24 protein-coding genes are annotated in these 24923 nt (G+C 63.3%); 19 read left to right on the top strand and 5 right to left on the bottom strand.

Annotated features, from left to right (window positions below; genetic code table 11):
- Positions 1 to 14 precede the first annotated feature (14 nt).
- Genes KIT10_06455 through KIT10_06435 form a run of 5 tightly spaced genes read right to left on the bottom strand, consistent with a single transcriptional unit; the run spans position 15 to position 3408 of the window.
- Entirely contained in the window at positions 15 to 1286 is a 1272-nt protein-coding gene (locus tag KIT10_06455; protein MCW5898894.1) for a serine hydroxymethyltransferase, read from the bottom strand.
- 41 nt (positions 1287 to 1327) lie between these two features.
- Positions 1328 to 2128, bottom strand: a complete 801-nt coding sequence (locus KIT10_06450; protein MCW5898893.1) for a sulfotransferase family 2 domain-containing protein — start codon at positions 2126 to 2128, stop codon at positions 1328 to 1330.
- Between the two features lie 49 nt (positions 2129 to 2177).
- Complete coding sequence (locus KIT10_06445; protein ID MCW5898892.1) at positions 2178 to 2597, bottom strand: hypothetical protein; 420 nt, start codon at positions 2595 to 2597, stop codon at positions 2178 to 2180.
- 29 nt (positions 2598 to 2626) lie between these two features.
- Complete coding sequence (locus KIT10_06440; GenBank protein ID MCW5898891.1) at positions 2627 to 3178, bottom strand: archaeosortase/exosortase family protein; 552 nt, start codon at positions 3176 to 3178, stop codon at positions 2627 to 2629.
- 8 nt (positions 3179 to 3186) lie between these two features.
- Positions 3187 to 3408, bottom strand: a complete 222-nt coding sequence (locus KIT10_06435) for a hypothetical protein (protein ID MCW5898890.1) — start codon at positions 3406 to 3408, stop codon at positions 3187 to 3189.
- A gap of 233 nt (positions 3409 to 3641) precedes the next feature.
- Between KIT10_06435 and KIT10_06430 the strand changes: the two genes are divergently transcribed.
- The 19 genes from KIT10_06430 to KIT10_06340 all read left to right on the top strand — a co-directional run bounded on the left by KIT10_06430 (position 3642) and on the right by KIT10_06340 (position 24879).
- Positions 3642 to 6071, top strand: a complete 2430-nt coding sequence (locus KIT10_06430) for a polysaccharide biosynthesis tyrosine autokinase (protein ID MCW5898889.1) — start codon at positions 3642 to 3644, stop codon at positions 6069 to 6071.
- A 3-nt stretch (positions 6072 to 6074) separates the two neighbouring features.
- Positions 6075 to 6932, top strand: a complete 858-nt coding sequence (locus KIT10_06425; GenBank protein ID MCW5898888.1) for an ABC transporter permease — start codon at positions 6075 to 6077, stop codon at positions 6930 to 6932.
- A 2-nt stretch (positions 6933 to 6934) separates the two neighbouring features.
- Positions 6935 to 8191, top strand: coding sequence for an ABC transporter ATP-binding protein (locus KIT10_06420; GenBank protein MCW5898887.1), 1257 nt, complete (start codon positions 6935 to 6937; stop codon positions 8189 to 8191).
- A gap of 97 nt (positions 8192 to 8288) precedes the next feature.
- Positions 8289 to 9008, top strand: coding sequence for an FkbM family methyltransferase (locus KIT10_06415; GenBank protein ID MCW5898886.1), 720 nt, complete (start codon positions 8289 to 8291; stop codon positions 9006 to 9008).
- A gap of 19 nt (positions 9009 to 9027) precedes the next feature.
- Positions 9028 to 9837: a sulfotransferase gene (locus KIT10_06410; GenBank protein ID MCW5898885.1), complete on the top strand. Its 810-nt coding sequence runs from the start codon at positions 9028 to 9030 to the stop codon at positions 9835 to 9837.
- 34 nt (positions 9838 to 9871) lie between these two features.
- Positions 9872 to 10954 (top strand): DegT/DnrJ/EryC1/StrS family aminotransferase, encoded by a 1083-nt coding sequence (locus tag KIT10_06405; GenBank protein MCW5898884.1) that lies wholly within the window; start codon positions 9872 to 9874, stop codon positions 10952 to 10954.
- Between the two features lie 35 nt (positions 10955 to 10989).
- Complete coding sequence (locus KIT10_06400; GenBank protein ID MCW5898883.1) at positions 10990 to 12009, top strand: sulfotransferase; 1020 nt, start codon at positions 10990 to 10992, stop codon at positions 12007 to 12009.
- Positions 12010 to 12065: 56 nt separating this feature from the next.
- Positions 12066 to 12782 (top strand): WbqC family protein, encoded by a 717-nt coding sequence (locus tag KIT10_06395; GenBank protein MCW5898882.1) that lies wholly within the window; start codon positions 12066 to 12068, stop codon positions 12780 to 12782.
- Positions 12779 to 13585 carry a sulfotransferase gene (locus tag KIT10_06390; GenBank protein ID MCW5898881.1) on the top strand — a complete coding sequence of 269 codons (807 nt, stop codon included), beginning with the start codon at positions 12779 to 12781 and terminating at the stop codon, positions 13583 to 13585. Before KIT10_06395 ends, KIT10_06390 begins: the two co-directional genes overlap by 4 nt.
- Before the next feature lie 164 nt (positions 13586 to 13749).
- Positions 13750 to 14739: a glycosyltransferase gene (locus KIT10_06385; protein ID MCW5898880.1), complete on the top strand. Its 990-nt coding sequence runs from the start codon at positions 13750 to 13752 to the stop codon at positions 14737 to 14739.
- Positions 14740 to 14752: 13 nt separating this feature from the next.
- Complete coding sequence (locus tag KIT10_06380; GenBank protein MCW5898879.1) at positions 14753 to 15778, top strand: glycosyltransferase; 1026 nt, start codon at positions 14753 to 14755, stop codon at positions 15776 to 15778.
- Positions 15779 to 15797: 19 nt separating this feature from the next.
- A complete protein-coding gene (locus tag KIT10_06375; protein MCW5898878.1) occupies positions 15798 to 16793 on the top strand; it encodes a glycosyltransferase family 2 protein in 996 nt (331 codons plus the stop codon).
- Positions 16794 to 16841: 48 nt separating this feature from the next.
- Complete coding sequence (locus KIT10_06370; GenBank protein MCW5898877.1) at positions 16842 to 18056, top strand: glycosyltransferase; 1215 nt, start codon at positions 16842 to 16844, stop codon at positions 18054 to 18056.
- Positions 18057 to 18060: 4 nt separating this feature from the next.
- Positions 18061 to 19236: a glycosyltransferase gene (locus KIT10_06365; GenBank protein MCW5898876.1), complete on the top strand. Its 1176-nt coding sequence runs from the start codon at positions 18061 to 18063 to the stop codon at positions 19234 to 19236.
- A 5-nt stretch (positions 19237 to 19241) separates the two neighbouring features.
- Positions 19242 to 20246 carry a glycosyltransferase gene (locus KIT10_06360; protein ID MCW5898875.1) on the top strand — a complete coding sequence of 335 codons (1005 nt, stop codon included), beginning with the start codon at positions 19242 to 19244 and terminating at the stop codon, positions 20244 to 20246.
- Positions 20243 to 21247, top strand: coding sequence for a glycosyltransferase (locus KIT10_06355; protein ID MCW5898874.1), 1005 nt, complete (start codon positions 20243 to 20245; stop codon positions 21245 to 21247). Before KIT10_06360 ends, KIT10_06355 begins: the two co-directional genes overlap by 4 nt.
- Positions 21244 to 22434 (top strand): glycosyltransferase, encoded by a 1191-nt coding sequence (locus KIT10_06350; protein MCW5898873.1) that lies wholly within the window; start codon positions 21244 to 21246, stop codon positions 22432 to 22434. Before KIT10_06355 ends, KIT10_06350 begins: the two co-directional genes overlap by 4 nt.
- A gap of 51 nt (positions 22435 to 22485) precedes the next feature.
- A complete protein-coding gene (locus KIT10_06345; GenBank protein ID MCW5898872.1) occupies positions 22486 to 23931 on the top strand; it encodes an MBOAT family protein in 1446 nt (481 codons plus the stop codon).
- A 3-nt stretch (positions 23932 to 23934) separates the two neighbouring features.
- Positions 23935 to 24879 (top strand): hypothetical protein, encoded by a 945-nt coding sequence (locus KIT10_06340; protein MCW5898871.1) that lies wholly within the window; start codon positions 23935 to 23937, stop codon positions 24877 to 24879.
- Positions 24880 to 24923: the final 44 nt, after the last annotated feature.

The following is a 24923-nucleotide window of genomic DNA, read 5'->3' as shown; positions in this document are numbered from 1 at the left end:
GTTCAATGCTTCGGTCAGGGATGGAGCGGCTTCAACCGCATCATGCCGTTCACCTGGAACCGGATGCGGTCCAGTTCGGCCTTGTCATCGCGATGTTCCAAGGCGGCGTCGATCAGCTGCACGATCTGCGCGCAGTCGGATTCCTTCAGCCCGCGGGTGGTGGGCGCGGCGGTGCCGATGCGGATGCCGCTGGTGACGAAGGGACTCTGATCGTCAAAAGGTACCATGTTCTTGTTCACGGTGATGTCCACCTTGCCCAGCACCAGCTCCGCATCGCGGCCTGTGATGCCCTTGTTGCGCAGGTCCACCAGCATGCAGTGGTTGTCGGTGCCGCCACTCACCACATCGTAGCCCTTGTCGATCAGACCCTGGGCCATCACGGCCGCGTTGGCGATCACCTGCCGGCCATAGTCCTTGAAGGAAGGTTGGAGCGCCTCGCCAAAGGCCACGGCCTTGGAGGCGATGACATGTTCCAAGGGACCGCCCTGGGTGCCGGGGAAGACACCGCTGTCCAGGATGGCGCTCATCATGCGCGTTTCGCCTTTGGGGGTGCGCAGGCCCCAGGGGTTCTCGAAGTCGTTGCCCATCATGATCACGCCGCCGCGCGGGCCGCGCAGGGTCTTGTGCGTGGTGGTGGTCACCACATGGCAGTGGGGCAGGGGGTCGTTGAGGAGCTTGGCGGCGATGAGCCCTGCCGGGTGGCTGATGTCCGCCAGGAGCAGTGCGCCGGTCTCATCGGCGATGGCGCGGAAGGCGGCGTAGTCCCAATCGCGGCTATAGGCACTGGCCCCGCAGATGATGAGTTTGGGCTTCTCCTGCCTGGCCTTGTCGCGCACCTGGTCCATGTCCACCCGCCCGGTGGCCTTGTCCACGCCATAGAACACGGGCCGGTAGAGCTTGCCGCTGAAGTTCACCGGGCTGCCGTGGGTCAGGTGGCCGCCATGGCTCAGGTCGAATCCGAGAATGGTGTCGCCGGGCTTCAGGCACGCCAGCATCACGGCGGCATTGGCCTGTGCGCCACTGTGCGGCTGCACGTTGGCCCATGCCGCACCGAACAACTCCTTGAGCCGGGCGATGGCCAGTTCCTCCACCTGGTCCACGATCTCGCAGCCGCCGTAATAGCGCCTGCCCGGCAGCCCTTCGGCGTACTTGTTCGTCAACGCCGATCCCATGGCCTCCATCACCTGCAGGCTCACATAGTTCTCGCTGGCGATGAGTTCCAGACCCTTGGTCTGCCGCCATTGCTCCTGGGCGATCAGGTCGAATACACGGCTGTCGCGTTCCATGGTCTTGGTCTTTTGATGCCCGGCGGGCGTGGTGGTGGAGCTCATGCGGGTACCCGTTCGAGATATTCAGGGAAGAGTTGATAGAAGAATCGTTCACTCCAGGCCAGCCGGTCGATCATCCCATCGCTGAGGTAGTCCGGCCGGGAGCGTGTGGAGGTGTTCACCTTGCCCATGTCCTTGATGCCGGCGACCCTTTCCTCCGGATAGCCCATGCGCAGGAGGAAGTCGTGGAGTTCGGCGTTGAGGTTCTCCGTATGCAGGAAGTCGATGTCGGGAAAATGCTCCCTGCGCATCTTCCGCAGGTCGCTGCCTTCATCCAAGGCCATGATCGTCCGCAGCGGATCGCGCGCATAGAAGCGGATGAACTGGACCGTGAGCGGCCCCGGTGCCCCGCGCACACCTTCGGGCAGGGAATACTCAGGGGCGATCGTCTGATACAGTTCGAAAAATTCCTCGAAGGACAGATCGGGGAAATGCGGGAAATGGCGACGGACGATCTTCTCCTCGGGGAAAGGCATCAAGGCCCAAGCACGATACTCGTACAGTGAGACCAGGCGATCCATGGGATCGCGCACCACGGACATGATGGTGCGGTCGCGAAATGCCTCGGGGATCTGGCACCAGGCGCCATGCTGTTGCACGCGGAGGTTGCTCCGCTCGCGCATGGGCGTGAAGAAGCGCTGGCGCATGAGCAGCTCGGAACATTCTGGCCGGGCCAGCCCCACGCGTTCAAGCAGCCTGCGCCCCCTGCCTGGCTGGTGTATGCCGCGGATAGCCCGGCGCGCGAAGGTGCTTCCCGTCTTGGGGAAGTTGATCATGACGAACTTGGGGGTGATGAGCATGCCTGCGCGCGAAGCGGCCAAAGATAGCCGAAGGCCCAAGTGGCGGGGGCTAGGCGCGGCGGATGCCCGAGGCGGCCCAGAGCAGGAACAAGACCACTGGATACTGCAGGGCGTGCAGCACCTTCACCCCTGCGATGCCGGCGGGCGGCCACCAGGCGGCCAGCCCATACGCCGCCAACGCCAGGGCAGCGGCCAGCACGAAGCCGAAGATGATGCGTGTGCGGTAGCGATGGTCGCCCCAGAGCGTGCGCGCCAGCAGCACCGCCAGCAGCAGCATGGCGCCCACCAGCAGTGCGGAGATGCCCCACTTCAACACCACAAGACCACGAAGGTCCAGCCCCTTCGTCCAGGCCTGGAACGCGCTGTGCGCATAGGACACCGCGCGGCCATGGCGTAGATGGTCGATCTGGTAGTTGAGGTTGATGAGCAGGAATTCGCGCAGGGCGCCAAGGGCCACGCCAACGGCCATGATCGCCAGGATAGCGGCCCGCCTGCCCATCACGTTGCGGGTCCCGGCCGCCGCCGGCCGGCGAAGCGTTTCACCCAGATGGCCCAGAGCAGGAACACGAAGCCGTACACCACCACATAGAAGGTGTAGTCGTGGTTGAAGTTGAGCCATTCGTAGTCGTACTTCACCACCACGCAAAGCACCGCTATGCGCAGGGCATTGATCAGGTGGATGCCCAGCAGTCCCACCGCACCGAACCACAGCTTGTGCCGCCAGGGGCCGGGGTAGGCGATGAGGAAGATGAGGTACACGGCGAACAGGCCCAGGCCGTTGCACGCATTGCCGATCCACAGGAGATGGCCACCCTGGACCCCGATGGTGCGCAGACCTTCGGCGTTGGCCGGTTCGGGTATCAGTTCATGGCCGGCCAGGCGCAACATGGCGCCGGAGACCTCCACCAGGTTGCCGATCAAGGCCCGGTCGGCCGCTCCGCCGGGCTTCAACACCTGGCCGTAAATGAGATACCAGCCGAAATAGAGGAGACCGGCAACGAGGAAGAAACGGATGACCGGGTCGCGCCAAACCACCGCGCGGGTGGGCATGGCGGCCATCAAAGTTCAGGCTTGCGGCGGGTGCGGCGCAGGGCCAGCGCGTGGCGGCCACCGAGGAGGGCGCCGGCCACGATCAATCCGGTGAGCCCGCCATCGATCGGAATGCAGGGCGGAGGCCAGCAGGGCGGAGGGCCGCCAATGGGCGGAGCGGCCAGGGCGGTGGCTCCCCATGACCCACCGACAAGTATGGCCAAAAGCAGACTGCGTAACAACATCTTCATGGAGCGGGGTACACCAAGGGTGGCCAAAAGTAGGAATATCCGCACAACGGGGGCAAAGTAGTTCCAAACCATGGTACGAGCGAAGCCACGATGCGTTCGATGGTCATGATCCACAGCCCCCCAAAGGTGTGCAGCCGCTATATTTGCCGACCTTGCCAGCATAGGGCCGGCGTCGCGGATCACCCGCCGGGCGACCTGAACAACGTAAGGCCCGCCCCCCGCCCCAAGCGCCGATGGCCGCCAGACCACCACAGCGACCCCAAGCACGCGGGGGCATCGTCGATGCGAAGGACATCCGCTATATCCTGCGGGTCGTCGGCAAGAACTGGTACTTCGTCGTCGTATCGCTCATCCTCGCCTCCATCCTGTCCTACCTGTACAGCTACAAGCTGCCCATCATCTACGGGGCCAGCACGCAGCTGCTGCTGAAGGACCGTGAGACCTACGACTACCAGGCCCAGATGTACAAGAGCCTGGGCTATGCGGGGCTCTATGGCGACCTGGTGAACCAGAAGCGGGTGCTCACCAGCTACGACCTCATCAACACCACGCTCAGCAAGCTCGACTTCGACATCTCGTACTTCATCGTGGGCCGCTTCAAAACCTCGCAGGTCCATGGCACGCTGCCCTTCTCGGTGGAATTGGACGCGACCAATCCGCGGTTCTACGAGAAGCCGCTGGACATGAAGATCCTGGACCTGCGCACCTATGAACTGAGCTATGACCGGGGCGGTGAGATCGTCTCGCGGAAGCTGGAGTTCGGCAAGCCCTCCGACGACGGCGAACTGCGTGTGCTGATAACCCTGCACCCCTATGTGAACCAGGGCAACCTGGACAAGCACATGGAATCGGACTACCGCCTGGTGCGGCACGACCGCCATGCCCTCATCGCCAAGTGGAAGAACCGCGTGCAGGTCACCAACCACGACTACACCACCATACTGCAGATCACCGTGGAGGACGAGGTGGCCACCCGGGCCAAGGCCTTTTTGGACACCCTCAGCAGGGTGTACATCGACTATACCCTCAAGAGCGAGTTCGACATCAACAGCAACACGGTGGTCTTCATCGATCGGCAATTGGAGGAGGTGAGCCGATATCTGGAGATGGACGAGACCGAGATGGAGAGTTACAAGGAGAGCAAGGACATCCTCAACCTGAGCAAGGAGGAGCAGCTCTACTTCAGCGAACTGGTGCGTTATGACAACCGCCGCCGCGAGATGCTCCTGGAACTGGGTTCGCTGGACGCCTTGCAGGACTACCTGGAGAACTCCACCGACGAACGTCTGCTGCCACCGGCGGTCTTCATCACGGACGATGCCTTTTTGCGGCAGACCTTGGGCGAACTCTACAGCATGCAGATGGAGCGAACGCGCATGCTCTTCGCCGGCAAGGAGGAGAACATCAGCGTGCGCGAACTGGACCGCGCCATGGACCTGATCCGTGGCAATCTGCACACCTACATCCGCAATGCGAGGGAAGCCGTTCAGGGCCGGATGCAAGACGTGGAGAAGCAGATCCGCGATTACGAGGTGCTCATCCGCAACATGCCCGAGAGCCAGCGGGATATGATGAGGATCCAACGGAGGCTGCAGGTGAACGAGAAGATGTACCTCTTCCTCCTGGAGAAGCGGGCCAGCACCCTGATCTCACGGGCCAGCATCGTGCCCCAGACCAAGGTCATCGAAAAGGCCCGCAGCTTGGGCGTGGTGCGGCCTGACAAGCTCCGGATCTTCTACGTCTTCGTCCTGGTCGGTCTGGTGGTGGCGCTCCTGGTGGTCTTCATGCGCGTGGTCTTCTACGACCGCATCGAGAACGCCGAGCAATTGAAGGAACTGGTGCAACTGCCGGTCTATGGCGAGATCATCCACAGCGACAAGGCCGAGGAGAACTACGTGGTGGTGGACAGCGATCCAAAGGCCGCCATCACCGAATGTTTCCGCACGGTGCGCACCAACCTGGAGTACGTGCGCGGGCCGGAGGACCAGGGTGGCAAGGTGGTGATGCTCACCAGTTACAGGCCCAACGAGGGCAAGACCTTCTGCTCGGTGAACCTCAGCGCCATACTGGCCAAGGCGGGCAAGCGCGTGCTGCTGCTGGAATTGGACCTGCACAAACCCAAGGTGGGCCAGGGCCTGAACATGACCAACGCCACCGGCCTGAGCAACATGCTCGTGGGCAAGGTGGATTGGCGCGATGTGGTCTTGCCCACCCAGTACGAGAACTTCCACGTGATCCTTTCCGGCCCCACACCACCGAACGCCTCGGAACTGGTGCTGAGTGAGCATCTGGGGCGCATGCTGATCGAAGCCCGGCGGGATTATGACTACGTGATCATGGACACCCCGCCCGTGGGCCTGATCACCGATGCCCTGCTGATGATGCGGCACTGCGACGTGACCCTCTTCGTGATGAACACCCGCTTCGCGAACAAGGACCACGTGAACAATGCCATCGAGACCCTGGAGGGCCACGCCGTGAAGAACGTGGGCCTGGTGCTCAACGGCGTGCGGATGAAGAAGAGCAAGTACTACTACAACACCAACTACGGTTATGGCTACCGCTACGCCTACGGCTATGGCAGCGGCTATGGCTATGGCTACGGATATGGCTACGGCCGCCGCCGCCGCAAGCAGGAGCGGGAGAGCAGGGAGAAGCATTGAGGGATGGTGAAGGACCAGGAACATTGGAACGTGGTCATAGACCCACGGCGGCCATGGTGGGTGGTGGACCTGCGCGAATTGTGGCGCTATCGGGACCTGTTGAAGCTGCTGGTGCGGCGCGACCTGCTCGCCGTTTACAAGCAGACCATCCTCGGCCCCGCCTGGCAGGTGGTGCAGCCACTTCTCACCTCCATCATGTTCGCCGTGGTCTTCGGCATGATGGCCCGCCTGGCCGAGCCCGGGTATCCTCCGCTGCTCTTCTACATGAGCGGTGTGGTCCCCTGGCTCTTCTTCGCCAGTGTGCTCAACCGTACCGCGCAGACCCTGGTGTTCAACGCGCAGCTCATGACCAAGGTCTACTATCCGCGCCTCATCTCGCCCATGGCCACCACGCTCTCCGCCTCGGTGAGCTTCTTCACCCAACTGGCCACCTTCTCCCTCTTCGCGGTCTACTTCCACCTCATGGGCGAGTTCACCATGCGCTTCCGTCCCGATGCCGCCCTGCTGCCCCTGCTCATCATCGTGCTGATGATGATCGCCGGCGGCCTCGGCCTGCTGGTGTCCGCGCTCACCACCAAGTTCCGAGACTTCACCGTGCTGCTCGGCTTCGGTGTGCAACTGCTCATGTTCATGAGCCCGGTGATATTCCCCCTCTCACGGGTGCCCGAGGGAAGCACGCTTCGCACCGTCATCGAACTCAATCCCATGACCCCCGTGATCGAAGGATTCCGCGCGGTGTTGCTGGGCACCCCAATGGATTGGGGCACCATGCTCTACGCCGTTGGATTCGCCGTGGGCAGCACGGTGGTCGGCATCCTCATCTTCCAACGGGCCGAAAGGTCCTTCGCTGACGTGGTCTGAACATGGCGCGCGATACGGTGATCCGGGTGGAGGATGTGCACAAGCGCTACCGGCTTGGCATCATCGGCAGTTCATTGCTCACCGACGAAGTGTCGGCGGTATGGGCGCGCATGCGCCGCAGGCCCGACCCCCGCCTGCTGGTGGAAAAGGCCCACATCGGCCAGCGCCGGGGCCAGTATTTCTGGGCCTTGCAAGGGGTGAGCTTCGAAGTGAAGCGTGGTGACATCCTGGGCATCGTGGGGCGCAACGGCGCGGGCAAGAGCACCATCCTCAAGCTCCTTTCGCGCATCTCCCTCCCCACACGAGGCCGCATCAGCCTCAAAGGCAAACTCAGCAGTCTGCTGGAAGTGGGCACGGGTTTCCATCCCGAACTCACCGGCCGGGAGAACATCTTCCTCAACGGCGCCATCCTGGGCATGCGCAAGGCCGAGATCGTGCGCAAGCTGGACGAGATCATCGCCTTCAGCGGCATCGAACACCACCTGGACACGCCCATCAAGCGTTACAGCAGCGGCATGAAGGTCCGCCTGGGCTTCTCTGTGGCGGCGCATCTGGACCCGGACATCCTCATCGTGGACGAAGTGCTCGCCGTGGGCGACGCCGAGTTCCAGCGCAAGTGCTTGGGCAGCATGCGCAAGGTGGCCGACAGTGGCCGCACCATCCTGCTCGTGAGCCACAATGTGAACGCGGTGCACAACCTGTGCAACTCGGCCATCTGGTTGGACCAGGGCGAGTTGCGCATGAGCGGGGGCACCCATGAAGTGGTGCGGTCCTATCTGGAGAAATACGCCGTGGAGACCCATGCCCAGGAGTGGGAAGCGGAACATGCACCGGGTACCGATGAGTTGCGCCTGTTGTCGGTGAAGGCCACCAGCCTTGCCCCCGATGGCGAGTTGCTCACCAGTCATGCCCTCCGGATTGAGTTCGAGTTGCTCAACCTGGGCATCATCGACGATGATCTCGACATCACCTTGCGGGTCAGTACACACAACGAGGTACTGGCTTTCATCTCCAGTATGGCGCGCGAGTTGGACAGCGTGGTCTGGGAGCCGGGGCGATCCAAGGTCACATGCATCATTCCGCCGCATTTGCTGAATGAGGGAGGCTACCGGTTCACGGCCCATTTCCGCCGCAACGGCAGGCGTATCTTCCAGGTGAATGACGCCATCGTTCTGGAGATGCGGCACGAGGGGGAGGAGGACATGCCCTACGTGCGGCGCCCCGGAGTGGTCCACCCGAAGCTTCGCTGGGAGCGCTGATGCTTGCGCTATGGGATGGACCGATCGCCTGCGGAACAGACTGGGACCTTTCGGCCATGCCAGGACCCCACCCCCCCTTGAACCGGCCATACACGAGGTGGTCGGGGGCCCCGCCAAGGGCCTGCGCATGTTGGTGAACGACCGGGCCCCGGCCTTCCGCCAGATGATCGCGGGCACCTACGATGCTCATATCCACGAAGCGTTGGACCATGCCGCCATCCGCCCGGACATGGTGTTAGACGTGGGTGCCCACATGGGTTACCATGTGCTTTGTTTCGCCATGCGCTGGCCCGAAGCGCGTGTTGTCGCCTTCGAACCCAACCCGGTGAACGTGGGACGCCTCCGCGAACAACTCGTCTTGAACCCCTCGATCGCCGGACGGGTCGAGGTGATGTCCATGGCGCTTGCCGATGTCGATGGCAGGATGGACATGCGCGCTTCCTCCAACATCGAGGACCAGACGAGTTCCGGCGGGTATCTCCATGGCGTACGTCCAAGTCTACCAGAGGAGGTGTACACCAAGGCCGGGTTCCACTCCTTCAGTGTGCCCGTGCATCGACTGGACACGCTCGTGGAGAAGCACGCCTGGCAGGGCATCGGTCTTGTGAAGATCGACGTGGAGGGGGCGGAACACATGGTTTTGCATGGCGCCATGGAAACCCTGGCCCATGCACGGCCCGTGTTGCTGATCGAAGTGCATTCCGTGGCATGCACATTCCGGGTGATGGAGCTGCTTCACGGACTGCGTTATCGTGTGGTCCTGTTGCATGAAGAGGATCCACGCCGCGGATTCCTCATGGCCACCAGTGATCGATGAAACCTTGACGTATCGAAGGATGGGAGCACTGAGTTACCGTATGGGCCGCATGCTGGATGTGGTATCGCCCAGGATGCTGCCCTCCTTCATCATCATCGGCGCGCAGAAGAGTGGGACGACCCATTTGTTCAACGTCCTGTCCAAGCATCCGTCCATCCTGCCACCGAAGCGCAAGGAGTTGCATTTCTTCGACAGGAACGCCGATCACCGGTTGGGGTTCTCATATTATCGCCAGCTCTTCCCAAGGAAGCCATGGTTCGGCGGACGCTTCGTCACCTTTGAGGCGACCCCCAGCTATATGTGGGAGGCACACTATGCCGAACGCATCCACCAGGTGATGCCCCAAGTTCTGATCGTGGCTGTGCTTCGCGATCCGGTGAAGCGCGCCTTCTCCGCGTGGCAGATGTCCCAGCGCAAAAAGGATCATCCGGTCCAGGGCCACCTCTACGATCCGCTGTCCTTCGAGGAAGCGGTGCGTGGCGAACTGGCCGGAGAACCCCGCACCGGTGGATCCAGTTACCTGCGCCATGGGGAATACGCCGAACAGCTTCGGCCCTTTGTCGACCTGTTCGGGAAGGACCGGGTGAAGGTGTTCTCCTTCAGGGATATGCGTGACAGACTGCCATGGCTGGTGGGTGAGTTGTGCCTATGGAGCGGTATCGAAGTTCTGCCCGCGGACCACTCCGCTTTCACACTTCCACCCAGAAAGGGGGGATATGATGTGGGTATGGCTCCCGGGTTGGAGGCTGAACTTTACCGACATTTCCAGCCCGGCTTGGAAGCGTTGGACCATCTCATGGGTCGCCCCATGGACCTGATCGAGCATTAGGACGGGAGCAGGATCCGGATCACCAACGAGCGACATGGAGCAGCCACCGGTATACGTTACCCGCACGTTCCTGCCACCCCGGGAGGAGTATCTGCATTGGCTGGACCAGGCCTACTCCACGCATGTCCTCACGAACAACGGACCCATACATCGTTTGTTGGAGGAGACCCTGCGCGCCCGGTTCGAAGTGCCCCACCTGAAGCTCATGGCCAATGGCACGCTGGCCTTGCAGCTCGCCTTGCGGGCGCTCAAGGTGCGGGGGCAGGTGATCACCACGCCATTCAGTTATGTGGCCACTACCAGCGCCATCCTCTGGGAGGGTTGCGAACCGGTCTTCGTGGATATCGATCCCGAAACGTGTTGCATCGACCCCGCTTTGATCGAAGCCGCCATAACACCTGACACCAGCGCCATTCTGGCCACCCATGTGTATGGGATCCCATGCGATGTGGAGGCCATCGATGCCATCGCGCGGAAATATGGATTGAAGGTGATCTATGATGCGGCCCACGCCTTCGACGTGGGGGTCGCAGGCAGGAGCGTTCTGGCCTATGGCGATGCCAGCACCCTCAGCTTCCACGCCACCAAGCTCTTCCATACCGTGGAGGGTGGTGCCGTGGTGCTGCACCGGAAGGACCACGATCATGACATCCGCTTGCTGCGCAGTTTCGGCCACATCGGTGATGAGCATTTCACCCTTGGCATGAACGCCAAAATGAGCGAGTTGCATGCGGCCATGGGGATGGCGGTGCTGCCGTACCTGCCGGCGTGCATCGCCGATAGGAAGCGATTGTATGACACCTACACAGGACTGTTCGCCGGAACACCGGTCAAGGTGCTGCCCGAATTCCCGGGAACCGTCCACAACTACGCTTACTTCCCGGTGTTCCTGAAGGACGGGGCCACCCGCGAACGCGTGCAGGCCGCCTTGGTGGCCCATGGGATCAACCCCAGGCGATATTTCTATCCTTCCCTGAACCGGCTTCCGTATGTCGACCAAGTGGCCATGCCCGTGTCGGAGCATATGGCCGAGACCGTGCTGAGCCTTCCGTTCTACCCGGGGTTGCCGGACCACATACCCCGGAAGATCGTTGACCTGATGATACCCTGCTTGTGAACCTGTAACCTCTTGCGAACCGAACCGCGCGAACAATGCGATCGAACGATCCAGCCCCGATCTTCCTGGTAGGCTCCGAAAGGTCCGGCAGCAACCTGCTGCGAAGCCTCTTGGGCAACCACTCGCGCGTGGAGGCGCCCGTGGCCCCGCACTATTTCGACTCTTGGTCAGGCATGCTGCACCACTATGGTGACCTGCGGGTGGAGAGGAACATGGCGTACCTGCTCCAGGATATGATGGAGTTCGCGAACCACGACTTCAACAAATGGGGCCTGCGGTTGGATGTGGCGGAAGCCCTTCGCGAGCACCAACCCAAGAGCTTCTGGGACGCGTTCGATGTGATCTACCGGGCCAAGGCGCGGATGCACGGTAAACCCATCTACGCCTGCAAGGGGAACCACATCTTCAACTATGCCTTCCAGGTGAAGGCGCGATGGCCGGAAAGCAGGCTGCTGTACCTGTATCGGGATCCGCGCGACCATTGTGCCTCCTGGAAGAAGAAACCCGCGCACCTGAGGACCGTTTGGGATTCCATGCGGAAGTGGGAAAGTGAACAGCGCAGGTGCCTGGAACTGGTCAAGCGCCATGGCGTCGACATGCACTTCATCAGCTATGAGGACCTGATCTCCGACACTCCCCAGGTGATGGCCGGGGCCCTGCGGTTCTGCGGTCTGCCGGTGGAGGAGAACTGTTTCCAGACCGACTCGGAGAAGCAGCAGGAAACGGCACGGCGATTCGTCTATTGGGAAAATATCGACAAGCCCATCATCCGGGACAATGCGAAGAAGTATCGAAGGGACCTCACACCGCAGGAGATCGAGATGATCGAGACCAGGGCGGGTTCGGTCATGGAGGAACTTGGTTACGAGTTCGACACGCGGCGGGCATGGCGCCCTCCATTCGCCCACGCGTTCAGGCTCAAAATGGAGCGCAGGAGGGTCACGCGGCGCGACCGTGGGCATTATGAAAAGGAACTGGGGATCCTGCGCAGCAAGCTTGAGCTTCGACGTGAGATCGGCAAGCGCGCGGCGTCGAGAAAGGATGTGGTCAGGTAGTCCATGCGGTCATTGATACCGGTCCATGAAAGATCGGGATCGGGAATAACACAACAATGAGCCAGGAGCGTCGTACCGCGATCATGCAGCCCTATGTGTTCCCTTACCTGGGATACTACCAGCTGTTCCATGCCGCCGACACTTTCGTCTCACTCGATGATGCCGCATTCATCAACAAGGGATGGGTGAACCGGAACCGCCTGCTCTTGCAGGGTGGCCCGCACTTCTTCACCATACCGCTCAGTGCGCGCAGCCAGAACGTGAGCATCCGCGATACGCGTGTGGCACCCGATGACGGATGGCGGCGGAAGTTGCTCACCACCCTCGGTCATGCGTATCGCAAGGCGCCATACTTCGATGAGGTGTACCCCATTTTCGAGCGGGTCCTGGCGCTGCCAGGAGAGAGTGTCGCGGATACCGCGGAGCGTTCGTTGATGCTCGTGCTCGATCATCTGGGCACTCCCCGTTCCATCAGAAGGGCGAGCGAGTTGGGGTTGGATCCGGAGCTGCATGGCCAGGACCGTATCCTCGCGATCTGCGGGGCGGTGGGCACCGATCTCTATGTGAATCCAGCAGGGGGGCGCGAGCTTTACCTGGCGGAGCGGTTCAAGGAACGCGGCATCCGTTTGCGGTTCCTGCGCTCGGAGATCGTTCCCTACACACAAGGCACGGCGGGCCATTTTGAGCCCGGACTGTCCATGATCGATGTGCTCATGTGGAACTCGAGGAGTTCGGTCCTGGACATGATGGCCAGATACCAGTTGGAGGAATGAACGAACAGTTGGTCTCGATACAAAGCGTGCCTCGCTCCGGATCGTCGTGGCTTGGGCAGATATTCAGAAGCTCGCCGCGGGTCGCATACCGCTTCCAGCCCTTGTTCTCCTATGCGTTCAAGGGTCGGTTGAACGGATCCAGCACGCGTGAGGAGATCGTCCGGTTCTTTCAGGACATCAAGCGGACCGAGGACGATTTCGTGCTCCAGAAGGTGGGTCATATCCACGTGGAGTATCCATCGTGGGCCGAATCACCCGACACCAGCCACATCGTGATGAAGGAGGTCCGATACAACCATATCGTACGCCGTATGGTGGAGCAGGTGCCCGGGCTGAAGGTGGTGGGTCTTGTGCGGCACCCTTGCGCGGTGATCGATAGTTGGATCCATGCTCCCCGCGAGTTCAGGCCGGAATGGAATGTGGATGAGGAGTGGCGGAGCGGGGCCAGCAAGAACCAGAACAGACCGGAGGAATTCTTCGGATTCGACAAATGGAAGGAGGTCGCGCAATTGTTCCTGGACCTTGAGCGTGAGCATCCATCGCAGGTGAAGGTGGTGCGATACGCGGACCTGAACGCCGATCCCATCGAGGTGGTCAGGGACGTTTTCGCATTCTGTGCCCTTGACCTCGGCCCGGAGACCGTAGCGTTCATTGAACAGAGCCGGAGCAGGCAGGGCGAGGACGCCAACAGCATCTATCGTTTGGAAAGGCCTGATACGGCTTGGCGGGATCGCCTTCCGGCCAGCATAGCGCGCACCATACAGGATGAATTGAGCGGCGGCCCCTTGTCCCGTTTTCTTTGATCGGGTGCGGCCATCATGCACGCCCATGTGATCCCTCGAGGTGTGTCCATCGCATGGAACATCGCAACTTTGCCCGCTTCGCCATCGCATCCATCGCTTGCCCCCTCGCCTCCGATCATGCTTCTTCGATGTCGCCATGCGATGGTGCTGTATGACCTTTTCACATGGAGGAGCGTAACGTGAACCAGGGTGCCATCGCCCCCTTGGTGTCGGTGGTCGTTCCCACCTACCAGCATGCTGCGTTCATTGGGCCATGCCTCGACGGCATCCTGATGCAGAGGACCACCTTCGCGGTGGAGGTGCTCCTGGGTGAGGATGAGAGCACGGATGGTACCAGGGAGATCTGCCGGCGATACGCGGAAGCCCACCCGGAACGGATCAGGCTGTTCCTTCGAAGCCGCAAGGATGTGATGATGATCGACGGCAGGCCCACCGGCAGGGCGAACCTGCTCGCGTTGTTGGCCGAGGCACGTGGCAGGTACATCGCACTGTGCGAGGGCGACGATCACTGGACCGATCCGGACAAGCTCCAGAAACAGGTGGATGCCATCGAGGCCGATCCGCTGGCGGTGGGTTGCTTCACCAATGCTTGGAACGAGGAGGATGGCGTTCGGACCCCATATCTCGATGGGCTTCAGAAGCGGGTCCCAATGGCGCCTGTGACCCGGAAGGATGTGGTGCTGGGCCAGAATATCGCCACGTGTACGGTGGTGTTCCTGCGGGAAACGATAAGGACAATGCCGCCACAGATGATCACCGCGCCGGTGGGTGATACAATCCTCTTCACGCACATCACACGCGCAGGCCATTTGGTCTACCTGCCCGAAAGCACCGCGGTCCGCCATGTCCACGCCGGTGGCGTGTATTCCATGAAGAGCGACATCTTCAAGACCGAAGTGCACGCCAGGTTGCTGGAACTGCTCGACGACATGACGGACGGAGAGTACCGGGAAGCGATCCACAGGAAGCGCATGAACCTGCTGCTCCATGGCTGGCAGCTCGCCGAAAGGTCACGTGATCGCAAGGCCATGCGGTACTTTTGGAAGGCCATCGCGGCGGAGCGAGGCCATTCCTGGCGATGGACCACCACGATGCGGAACGCCTTGAAAGCCTGGTACCCGGGGATCGAGGGCTTCCTGTTCAAGACCCGTTGAACGACGGGGTCCGATGCTTGAAGTAGCGATGATGCTGCGGATATCCCTGACAACCCCCAGTTTCCAGCAGGCGGCCTATCTGGAGGAATGTCTTCGGTCGGTGCATGATCAGGGCTACACAGCCTTGGAGCATCTGGTGGTGGATGGCGGCAGCACCGATGGGTCGCGGGAGATCATCATGGCCCATGCGGACCAGTTGGCGTGGTGGTGCAGCGAGAAGGACCAGGGCCAGAGCGACGCTTTGAACAAGGGACTCGCGCGCGCCACCGGCGACCTCTTCGGCTGGCTCAACAGTGACGATATGTTGCTGCCCGGCACATTGCATCGCGTGGCCGATGCCTTCGAGCAGGACCCGCAACTCGTCGTCTTCGGCGGGAGAAGCCTGTTGCGCTCGACCGCGGGCGACACCTTGCCCGAGCGCGTGGTGGATGCCAGCGACGAGCGGCGTTTCATGCGCAACCCGGGCTTCGACCAGCCTTCCACTTTCTTTCGCATGGACGCCGTGCGCGAGGTGGGCGGGTTGGAAACGCGCTTGCACTATGTGATGGACTACGAATTGGTCCTGCGCCTCGCCTTCCATTTCGGCACGGACCGCATGCGCTTCGTGGACGAGCGGCTCGCCGTGGCGCGGCTGCACGACGACTGCAAAACGGTGCGGTACCAGCGACGATTCCTGGATGAGCGGGCCACGGTGCTCCATGGGGTGTGCCTGTCCGCCGGTCGCGAGGATCTCGCAGGCGTGCTCGCCTTGGGACACCACATCTCACCGGGCATCAGGCCCATGCCCGTGCCAGAAGCGAAGCAGGGACTCGCCAAGGAGATGGTGACGCATTTCCTCCTGAAGTGGCACCACACCATCCATGTGCGCGAGCAGTTCAGCATGATGCGCGCTTTCCGCCGGCGGATCGACATCTCGGATGTGCCGCTCGATGATGCGGAGCGCGCCAGGCTGGAGAAACTGGACCGGCAGCTGAAGGTGCCCGGCTGGCTCGCCTTCCGGGCGGGTCGCAAACTCCGTCATCTGCGCGGATCGCGGTAAAGGCAGGGCCACAGCAGCGATGAAGGTCAGCGTGGTGCTTCCGGTCTACAACAAGGCGCCCTGGCTCCGCGAATGCCTGCACAGCATCCTGGGGCAGACCTTCGGCGACTTCGAGCTGATCGCCGTGGACGACGCCAGCACCGATGACAGCCTGGCGATCCTGCGGGCCGTGGGTGATCCCCGGTTGCGCGTGGTGGCCTTGGAGCGGAATCTCGGTCCTGCCGGTGCGGCCCAGCGTGCCATGGACCTGGCGCAGGGCGAATACATCGCGCGCCTTGATGCCGACGACCTGATGCTTCCCGGCCGTTTGGCGGTGCAGGTGAGCTACATGGATGCTCATCCGCACATCGGCGCCAGTGGTGGCACGGTGCGGCTCTTCGGCGCGGAGGAAGGCGAATGGACCTATTCCCCGGATGATGCGGACTGCCGCGCTGAACTTGTTTTCGGCGTCCCGGTGCCGCAGGGGGCCAGCATCATGCGAACGGAGGTCTTGAGAAGGCATGGCATACGCTATCAGGACCATTGGCCGCGCATCGGCGAGGACTGGTTCTTCTGGCTGTCGCTCGCGCGCCATGCCTCCTTTGGAAACGTGGCGGACCCGCTCATCCTGTATCGCCGCGGCACACAGAACATCGCGCATGGGCAGGATCGGGCGGCCACCCGGCGCCACCGGATCGCCTTGGTGCTTCGCGACCTGGGTCTGGAACCCACCCCGGAGGAAGTTGAGGCGCATCTGCTCGCCTCGCACATCGTGCCGGTCCATGTCACGCGGGCCCAAGTGGCCGCCTGCCACCGATGGTTGGACCGGCTCCGCGCCTGGAACAAGGCCAGTGGTTTCGCTCCGCCCGAGGCCATGGAGCGCCGGCTGCGCAAGGCCTGGGATGGGCTTTTCAATCGCCTGGCAGCACGCGGCATGGCTCCGGCACTGGAGTTCCTGCGATGTGATGGGGGCTGGTCGCTCGAAAGGCTGGCCTACCTCGCCAAGGCGCGCCTGGCCGCCGTGCGCCGGGGATGAGCATGTCGCTTGCGCTGCGGATCGTAGCTTGCCCACGCGGGTCCCGGCATGCGCTCCCTCTGGCTCTTTACACACCACTTTCCCACGGGCTCCATGGAGATCTCCGTGGGCCACGAGTTGCGCTCCTTCTGCCGCGTTTTCGATGAAGTGGTGGTCTTCCCGGCATACGAGAGGGAAGGTCTTCGACCCATGCCGCCCAACGCTGCCATGCGTGCGGTCTTCCATGATCCCGATAAGGCCGCGTCATGGCTGGATACCGCCATGCACGCTGGTCTCCTGCGGCGGGTCATGCGCGAGGTGAAGGCCTCCGCGCCATCCCCGGCGATGTATCGGCTGAAACGCCGGGAGATCATGGCACGGCTGCGGCAGGCCCTGCGCCGGGCCCTGCTCATGCGTGCGGCCCTGGGAAGTTCCTACGACCCGTCGCGCGTGGCGCTGCACAGCAATTGGACCGACGACCAGGCGACCACGTTGGCCCTGTGGAAGCTGATGGACCCACGCGTTCGTTTCACGGCCCGCATGCGCGGCTTCGACATGTTCGCGCATCGCGCTGACGGTGGCTGGCCGCCCTTCCAGGCGTTCCGCATGCGCAGCGCCGACCGGCTCTACCCGGTCTCGGAAGCGGGCCGCATCCACCTGGCGGAGCGCTTCCCGGATCTCGCGCACAAGCTGCGCACCGTACATACCGGCACCGCCGATCATGGCATCGCACCCTGGTCGCCAGCTGACGCGCTGCGCATCGTGTCCTGCTCCAATCTGGTGCCGCTGAAACGGGTGCACCTCATCGCCGAGGCCCTGCACGAAGCGTCGATACCCGTAAGATGGACGCATTTCGGCGATGGCCCTGAACGACCCGCGTTGGAGGCCATCATCGCGGGCCTGCCCGATCATGTGCGGGTGGAGCTGAAAGGTGCCGTGGCCAACCAGGCCCTGATCGACCACTACCGTCATCACCCCGTCGACCTTTTCGTCCACATGAGTTCATCGGAAGGCGGTGTGGCCGTGGTGCTGCAGGAGGCCGCCAGCTTCGGCATACCCCTCATGGCGGCCGATGCCGGCGGGGTGTCGGAGATCGTCAACGCGCATACCGGCGATCTGCTTCCCCACGATGCCAACGCTTCGGAACTCATGGCACGGATGACGGCCTTCCACCGGCGTGGCCACGATCCCGGCCGGCGCGATGCGGCGCGCGCTTTTTGGAAGGAGCACTTCGAATCGGACACCATCCACGAGCGCTTCGCCCGCGAACTGCTGGAACTTTGAGCCCATGCGCGTGGTCTTCCTCACCCACTACGCGGACCGCTATGGGGCCAACCGCTCCCTGCTGGACCTGGTGACGCGCCTGAAGGCCGCCGAGCAGGTGGAGCCCTTGGTGGTGCTGGCCAGGGAAGGACCTTTGGAGGAGGACCTGTTGAAGGAGGACATCGCCTTCGTGGTGGAACCCTTCCCGGTGTGGATGGCGCCGCGTGTGTCCATGGGCGGGCCGCATCATCGGTTGAAGCAATGGCTCGCACGCCGCAGGGGCATCGCGGCGCGTGCACGGGCGGCCAAGGAGGTGCTGCCCAGGCTGGTGGCGCATGCCCGCACCCATCGCGCGCAGTGGATCCACAGCAACAGTGCGGTGATCGGGCTGGGCGGCGCCTTGGCCAAGGCGGCGGGGGCGAGGCATGCCTGGCATGTCCGCGAGCTGCCGGGCCTCCACTACGGCCTGTATCCGGATGGTGGGGACGGGGCCTGGCGCAGCGCCTTGCGACAAGCCGACGCGGTCATCGCCGTGAGCGGTGCGGTGCGCGATGAACTGCTGCGGATCGGCGGGGAGGACCTGCCCGTGGAGGTGATGCCCAACCCCGTGGCCGATGCGGCCCGGCTGGCGCAGTTGGTGGCCGGTGCCGAAGCGCGGTGGAAGGCCATGGGCGCTTTTCGTTTCGCGATGGTGGGATTGTTCCACAAGGCCAAGGGCCAGCTCGATGCGGTCGAAGCCTTCGCCCAAGTGCTGCGCGAAGCACCTGATGCGGTCCTGGAACTCGCCGGTGACGGCGCCGTGGAGCCCGTTCGCCAGCGGATCGCGGAACTCGGCATCGCGGACCACGTGTTGTTGCCGGGCTTCGTCAGCGACCCCTTCGCGGTCTTCGGCAGGGCGCATTGCGCGCTGATGACCTCGCGCCATGAAGCCTACGGCCGTGCCACCGCTGAAGCCATGGCCTCGGGCATTCCGGTCATCGGCCACGCCTCTGGCGCCACGCCGGAATTGATCCAGGAGGGCGCGACCGGACACCTGTATGCCACCGTGGAGGAGTTGACGTCGCACATGCTGGCCCGCCTTCGTGATCCGCAGGGCACGATCGCCATGGGGCGTGCGGCACTGCGCCTGGCCGCCACACGCGGCACCGTGGAGGACCTCGCCAACCGCGTGGCCCGGCTATATTCATCGCCGCCGCGCTGAACGCCATGTCCGTCCGCATCTCCATCGTCACGCCCAGCTACCAGCAGGCCGCCTTTTTGGAGGACTGCCTGCTCTCGGTGGCAGGACAGGAACATGCGGAGGTGGAGCACATCGTGGTGGACGGCGGCAGCACCGACGGCAGTGTGGCGATATTGGAACGGAATGCGGACAGGCTCGCGTGGTGGTGCAGCGAGAAGGACGCGGGCCAGAGTGATGCCATCAACAAGGGGCTGGCACGTGCCACGGGTGAGGTGTTCGGCTGGCTCAACAGTGATGATGCCCTGCTGCCTGGTGCCCTGCAGCGCGTGGCGCAGGCCTTCGACCGCGATCCGCAGCTGTTGGTGTATGGCGGGCAGCGGGTGTTGCGCGATGATCAGGGTGCCGAGCGCATCGCGCCCCTGGATGATCCATCGGATCCCGGTCGCCTCCACATCGCCCCCATGGTGAACCAGCAGTCCACCTTCTTCCGGTTGGCGGCGGTGCGTGAATTGGGTGGCGTGGATCCCGTGCTGCATTATGCGATGGACCATGAACTCTGGCTGCGCCTGCTTTTTCGCTTCGGCACGGAGCATCTGCGTTTCGAAGCCGAGCCCCTGGCCATTTTCCGGGTGCATGGCGCCATGAAGAGCCGTGCCATGGACCGCGCCTTCACCGGCGAGATCGCGGGCATCCTGTATGGCTTGTGCCTCAACGCGGGTCTCGCGGATCTCGCGGGGATCCTGCGCATCGGCCATCGTTGGCCCGAAGGGATGCGCTCCATACCCGCTGACAAGGAGCACGGGGCCTTGGTGCTGCGCATGACGCGGTACTTCCTGCTGAAGTGGCACCATGTGATCCACCGCAAGGACCAGTTCCGAATGATGCGCGCATTGTCGGAGATGGACCTGCTCCACGATACCTCGCTTGACGGGGAGGAACGCGCCTGGCTCGCCACACTTCGCTCCCAACTGCGGGTTCCCGGCTGGTGGGCCTTCCGCCTGCGCCGCAAATGGCGGCATCTCACCCGATGAAGGCCAGCGTGGTGATACCGGTCTACAACAAGGCGCCCTTCCTGCGGGAGTGCCTGGACAGCGTGTTGGCGCAGGATATGGCCGGCTTTGAGGTCATCGCCGTGGACGACGGCAGTACGGACGGCAGTTTGGAGATCCTGCGCGGTCTGCAGGATGCAAGACTTCGGATCATCGCCTCGCCGGTGAATCGCGGACCCGCCCATGCCGCCGCTGTGGCCATGGATGACGCGAAAGGGGAATACATCCTGCGCGTGGACGCCGACGATGTGCAACTGCCTGGGCGCTTCGCGAAACAGGTCGCTTACCTGGACGCACATCCCGAGGTGGGCCTGCTGGGCGGCGCGGTGCGCATGATGGGCGGCAGCACCGGCGAGAAACGGCGGGTGGCCGAAGATGCCGGCCTGCGCGCCCAATTGCTTTTCGGTGTGGCGGTGTTCCAAACGGTGAGCGCCTATCGCACACGGGTGCTGCGCGATCATGGTCTGCGCTTCGGCGATGACTGGCCGCGCTACGGCGAGGACTGGATGTTGCAGGCGCGCATCGCCCGGCACACGCGCCTGGCCAATCTGGCGGAACCGTTGGTGCTCTACCGCCACGGCCCGCAAGGCGTTTCCTACGGTCGCGACAAGGCCGCCGATCTGCGCTTCCTGATCCGTGATGTGTTCGGCATCCTGGGCCATCCAGCATTGTCGGATGACGACGTGGACCTGCACGCCATGGCGATGAAAGTGGTCCCTGAGCGGGTCGATGCGGAACGCCTCGGCCGCCTGCGCGTGTGGTTGGATCGGTTGGTGATGTGGAACACCCGGGCAGGGTGGACCGATGATGACGCCATGCATCAACGGGTGGATCGCGCGTGGGACGAACTCTTCCACCTGCTCGTGCCGCACGGATCCCAGGCCTGGCGCGCGTGGAGAAGTGCAGGTGGCCGGCTTGATGCGGCACGGCTCTATTTTCTCCTGCGCCACTACATGCGGCGCATGAAACCGGGCAAGGCATGAGGGAGCTCTGGCTGTTCACGCGCAAGTATCCCGAAGGCCCGGGCGAGACCTTCCTGGACCACGCCATGCCGGTCTGGGCCGAGGTGTTCAGCAAGGTGGTGGTGGTGCCGATGTTCCGGGGTGCGGGAGGGGCATCGCTCCCCGAGGGTGTGGATTTGCTCAGGCCATGGGACCGCGATCATGAACATTCCACCATCGGTGCGCGCGCCATGGTGATGCGTGCCGGTGAAGTGTTCCGGACCGTTTCCGCACATGGCGGATCGAGCGCTTTCGCGGAACGTTTGAGCCATGCGCGCCAGTTGTTGTGGAAGGCGGATGTCCTGCGGCGCGACCTGATGCCGCGTTACGACCCCTCGCGTGTCGCGTTGCTCACCGCCTGGATGGAGGACTGGACGAATGTGTTGGCTCTGCTGAAGCGGCGCGACCCGCGCATCCGTTTCGCCTCCCTGGCCCATGGTTCGGACCTCTATGTGGAGCGAAGACCCGATGGCGTGATGCCCTATCGGGCCATGCAGATGGAAGCCGTGGACCGGGTGTGCTGCATCTCCGAGCATGGTGCGCGCTACCTGCGTGAGCAATGGCCCGCCCAGGCGGGTAAGGTGGTGGCCACGCATCTGGGCACCACGGACCATGGCCTTGCGCCATGGGAGCCTGATGCAGTGTTGCGGATCGCCAGTTGCGCCTACCTGCGGAAACCGAAAAGGATCACCTTGATCGCGCAGGCGTTGCAGCAGGTGAAGCGGCACGTGCGTTGGACACATTTCGGCGATGGCCCGGACCGCGCGGAACTGGACGCCCTGGTGCGCGAACTGCCGCCGAACATCAATGTGGACCTGAAGGGTGATGTGGACCAAGCCTCCTTGATCGCGTGGTACATGACCCATCCCGTGGACCTGCTGCTTCATTTGAGTGGACACGAGGGCGTGCCGCTGGCCCTGATGGAGGCTTCCAGCTTCGGCATACCGATCTGGGCCAACGCTGTGGGCGGTGTCAGCGAGGTGCTGCGTCCCGAGGCCGGTCTGCTGCTGCCCGCCTCGATCGGCGCGGAAGCGTTGGCGGCCCTGTTGGATTCCGATGCACCGGCCGCGTGGTGTGATACGCGACGACGCCATGGTGTGCGCGCCCATTGGGAGGCGCATTTCGATGCGCGCCGCAACTTCCGCCACCTCGCGGAGATGCTGCCTTAGTCGCAACGCAGCCGCGCGGTCCGCTTTCTTTGGGTCGCCCTTCCCGCCGCCATGCTCTTCAACTCCTTCGAGTTCGCGGTCTTCTTCCCGCTGGTGGCGGCGGCCTACTTCCTGCTGCCCCACCGCTGGCGCTGGCTGCTGTTGCTGCTCGCCAGCTACGGCTTCTACATGGCCTGGCGGGTGGAGTATGCCGTACTGCTGCTCGTGTCCACGCTGGTGGACTTCACCGCCGCGCGTGGCATCGCCAAAGCGCGGGACCCCAAGGGCAGGCGCCACTGGCTCTGGCTCTCCATCGCGGTGAACCTGGGGCTGCTGGGCACCTTCAAGTATTTCGATTTCATCAACGGCAACCTGCGCGCGCTGGCGGCCTGGGGCGGCATGGATTGGCCCGTGGCCGATCTGGACATGGTGCTGCCCATGGGCATCAGCTTCTACACCTTCCAGACCATGAGCTACACGATCGACGTGTACCGCGGCCACATGGAACCCACGCGCCATCTGGGCCGCTTCGCGCTCTTCGTCACCTTCTTCCCGCAGTTGGTGGCCGGCCCCATCGAGCGTGCGCCCAACCTGCTGCCGCAATTCCTCAAGCGCATCGGTCTCGATCCAACGCTGGTCACCAGCGGCCTGAAGCTCATGCTCTGGGGATTCGTGAAGAAGGTGGTGGTGGCCGATCGCGTGTCGCTGGTGGTGGACCACATCTACGCACAGCCGGGGGAGATGGACTGGACCACGCTTGTGCTGGGCGGGGTCCTTTTCGGTGTGCAGGCGTATTGCGACTTCAGCGGCTACAGCGATATCGCCATCGGCGCGGCGCGCGTGCTGGGCATCCGGCTCATGCGGAACTTCCGCACGCCCTACCTGTCAGCCTCCATCGCCGAGTTCTGGACGCGCTGGCACATCAGCCTCAACGCCTGGTTCCGTGATTATGTCTACATCCCTCTGGGCGGCAACCGCGTCACCGCCGGCCGCTGGTACTTCAACCTGCTGGTGGTCTTCTTCATCAGCGGCCTGTGGCATGGCGCGGGCTGGACCTACGTGCTCTTCGGCGTGCTGCACGGCGTCTACCTCGTGGCGGCGATCCACTCCAGGCCCTTCTGGGTGCGGTTCAACGCGGTGAGCGGTCTGACGCACCTGCCACGCTTCCATCACGCGCTGCGCGTGGCCGCCACCTTCGGGCTGGTGACCTTCTCCTGGTTCTTCTTCCGCGCGGAGGACATCGGCGACACCATCACCATCGTGGAGCGCGTGTCCACCTTCGCCCATGGCCCGCTGGATACCGCCTCGCTCTTCACGGCCTTCAAGCCGGGCATCCTCGCGGTCACCCTCGTGCTCGGATTCGGCCTGCTCCTGTTCGATCACCGCATCGAGGAATTGGTGCACGGCACGCGCCCGCTCTCCAAGGCGATGGACCTGCTCTTCCACGCCACATTGCTCGTGCTCCTGGTGCTCTTCGGCAACTACGGTGAGGTGGCCTTCATGTATTTCCAATTCTGAAGCATGCGTCGCCTGATCATCAACGCCGTTCTGCTGCTGGGCACCTTCACCGTGCTGTACCTGGCGGTCTTCACCCTGCTGGTGAAGGTGCGGCGTGGCGATGTTCCCCTGGTGCACCACGTGAGCGAGACGCTGCCGTGGAAAGGCGGGGCCACCTGGCGCAAGTTCCAGGAGTTCGATCCGGCGCAGCGCTGGGATGTGGTGGTGGTGGGCTCTTCCCACGCCTACCGGGGCTACGATCCGGCGCTGTTCGCCGCGCGCGGTTCGCGCATGTTCAACCTGGGCACCAGCGCACAGGCGCCAAGCAACAGCATCGACATCATCCGTGCCTACCTCAACGCGGAGAACACCGGGCTGCTGATCCTGGACGTGTTCGAGACACCGATGCGCAACGATGGCGTGGAGGGCGTGACGGACCTGACCCGCAACGTGGCCAGCGATGCCGTGGCCTTCCGACAGGCGCTTTCACTGCGCGATCCCCGCGCCATCAACATGCTCGCGCTGCGCTGGCTCACGCGGAACGATCCGCCGACCTATCTGGACGACGACTACATCGGGGCGGGCTTCTCGCGCCGCACGGATTCGGTACCTGCTCCCATCCAGTACATCAACCCCGGCACCTTCGAACCCGACCCCCAGCAAGTGCGGGCCTTGAAGGGCATCATCAACCTGTGCCGCGACCGGAGCATTCCCCTCGTGCTCGCCTGCCACCCCATGCCACACCAGGGCGATCACCTGGCCCACGCGCGTTTCCTGGAACTGATGGACGAATGGAGAGGACCGGAGGGACCGCTTTTCCTGGACTTCGCCACCGGCCATGACCTGCATGACATGCACCACTTCTACGACCACAACCATTTGAACCAGGCCGGGGTGGAGCGCTATGTACCTGTGCTCCTGGACAGCCTGGAGGCCTTGGGGCTGCTGCCACGCGGCGCTGCCCGGTGACCTTGGATCGCACTGGCGGCCGTACTTTGCGCGCCGTCCTGCGG

This window comes from Flavobacteriales bacterium, from assembly GCA_026129465.1.
GTDB lineage: Bacteria > Bacteroidota > Bacteroidia > Flavobacteriales_F > PHOS-HE28 > PHOS-HE28.
This window is presented reverse-complemented; position numbering and strand designations above follow the sequence as displayed.

Bases quoted from the DNA above. Each gene is read 5' to 3' on its own strand.
- KIT10_06455 (MCW5898894.1), bottom strand. From the start codon at position 1,286: ATGGAACGCGACAGCCGTGTATTCGACCTGATCGCCCAGGAGCAATGG.
- KIT10_06450 (MCW5898893.1), bottom strand. From the start codon at position 2,128: ATGCTCATCACCCCCAAGTTCGTCATGATCAACTTCCCCAAGACGGGA.
- KIT10_06445 (MCW5898892.1), bottom strand. From the start codon at position 2,597: ATGGCCGTTGGCGTGGCCCTTGGCGCCCTGCGCGAATTCCTGCTCATC.
- KIT10_06440 (MCW5898891.1), bottom strand. From the start codon at position 3,178: ATGCCCACCCGCGCGGTGGTTTGGCGCGACCCGGTCATCCGTTTCTTC.
- KIT10_06435 (MCW5898890.1), bottom strand. From the start codon at position 3,408: ATGAAGATGTTGTTACGCAGTCTGCTTTTGGCCATACTTGTCGGTGGG.
- KIT10_06430 (MCW5898889.1), top strand. From the start codon at position 3,642: ATGGCCGCCAGACCACCACAGCGACCCCAAGCACGCGGGGGCATCGTC.
- KIT10_06425 (MCW5898888.1), top strand. From the start codon at position 6,075: ATGGTGAAGGACCAGGAACATTGGAACGTGGTCATAGACCCACGGCGG.
- KIT10_06420 (MCW5898887.1), top strand. From the start codon at position 6,935: ATGGCGCGCGATACGGTGATCCGGGTGGAGGATGTGCACAAGCGCTAC.
- KIT10_06410 (MCW5898885.1), top strand. From the start codon at position 9,028: ATGGGAGCACTGAGTTACCGTATGGGCCGCATGCTGGATGTGGTATCG.
- KIT10_06405 (MCW5898884.1), top strand. From the start codon at position 9,872: ATGGAGCAGCCACCGGTATACGTTACCCGCACGTTCCTGCCACCCCGG.
- KIT10_06400 (MCW5898883.1), top strand. From the start codon at position 10,990: ATGCGATCGAACGATCCAGCCCCGATCTTCCTGGTAGGCTCCGAAAGG.
- KIT10_06395 (MCW5898882.1), top strand. From the start codon at position 12,066: ATGAGCCAGGAGCGTCGTACCGCGATCATGCAGCCCTATGTGTTCCCT.
- KIT10_06390 (MCW5898881.1), top strand. From the start codon at position 12,779: ATGAACGAACAGTTGGTCTCGATACAAAGCGTGCCTCGCTCCGGATCG.
- KIT10_06385 (MCW5898880.1), top strand. From the start codon at position 13,750: ATGGAGGAGCGTAACGTGAACCAGGGTGCCATCGCCCCCTTGGTGTCG.
- KIT10_06380 (MCW5898879.1), top strand. From the start codon at position 14,753: ATGCTTGAAGTAGCGATGATGCTGCGGATATCCCTGACAACCCCCAGT.
- KIT10_06375 (MCW5898878.1), top strand. From the start codon at position 15,798: ATGAAGGTCAGCGTGGTGCTTCCGGTCTACAACAAGGCGCCCTGGCTC.
- KIT10_06370 (MCW5898877.1), top strand. From the start codon at position 16,842: ATGCGCTCCCTCTGGCTCTTTACACACCACTTTCCCACGGGCTCCATG.
- KIT10_06365 (MCW5898876.1), top strand. From the start codon at position 18,061: ATGCGCGTGGTCTTCCTCACCCACTACGCGGACCGCTATGGGGCCAAC.
- KIT10_06360 (MCW5898875.1), top strand. From the start codon at position 19,242: ATGTCCGTCCGCATCTCCATCGTCACGCCCAGCTACCAGCAGGCCGCC.
- KIT10_06355 (MCW5898874.1), top strand. From the start codon at position 20,243: ATGAAGGCCAGCGTGGTGATACCGGTCTACAACAAGGCGCCCTTCCTG.
- KIT10_06350 (MCW5898873.1), top strand. From the start codon at position 21,244: ATGAGGGAGCTCTGGCTGTTCACGCGCAAGTATCCCGAAGGCCCGGGC.
- KIT10_06345 (MCW5898872.1), top strand. From the start codon at position 22,486: ATGCTCTTCAACTCCTTCGAGTTCGCGGTCTTCTTCCCGCTGGTGGCG.
- KIT10_06340 (MCW5898871.1), top strand. From the start codon at position 23,935: ATGCGTCGCCTGATCATCAACGCCGTTCTGCTGCTGGGCACCTTCACC.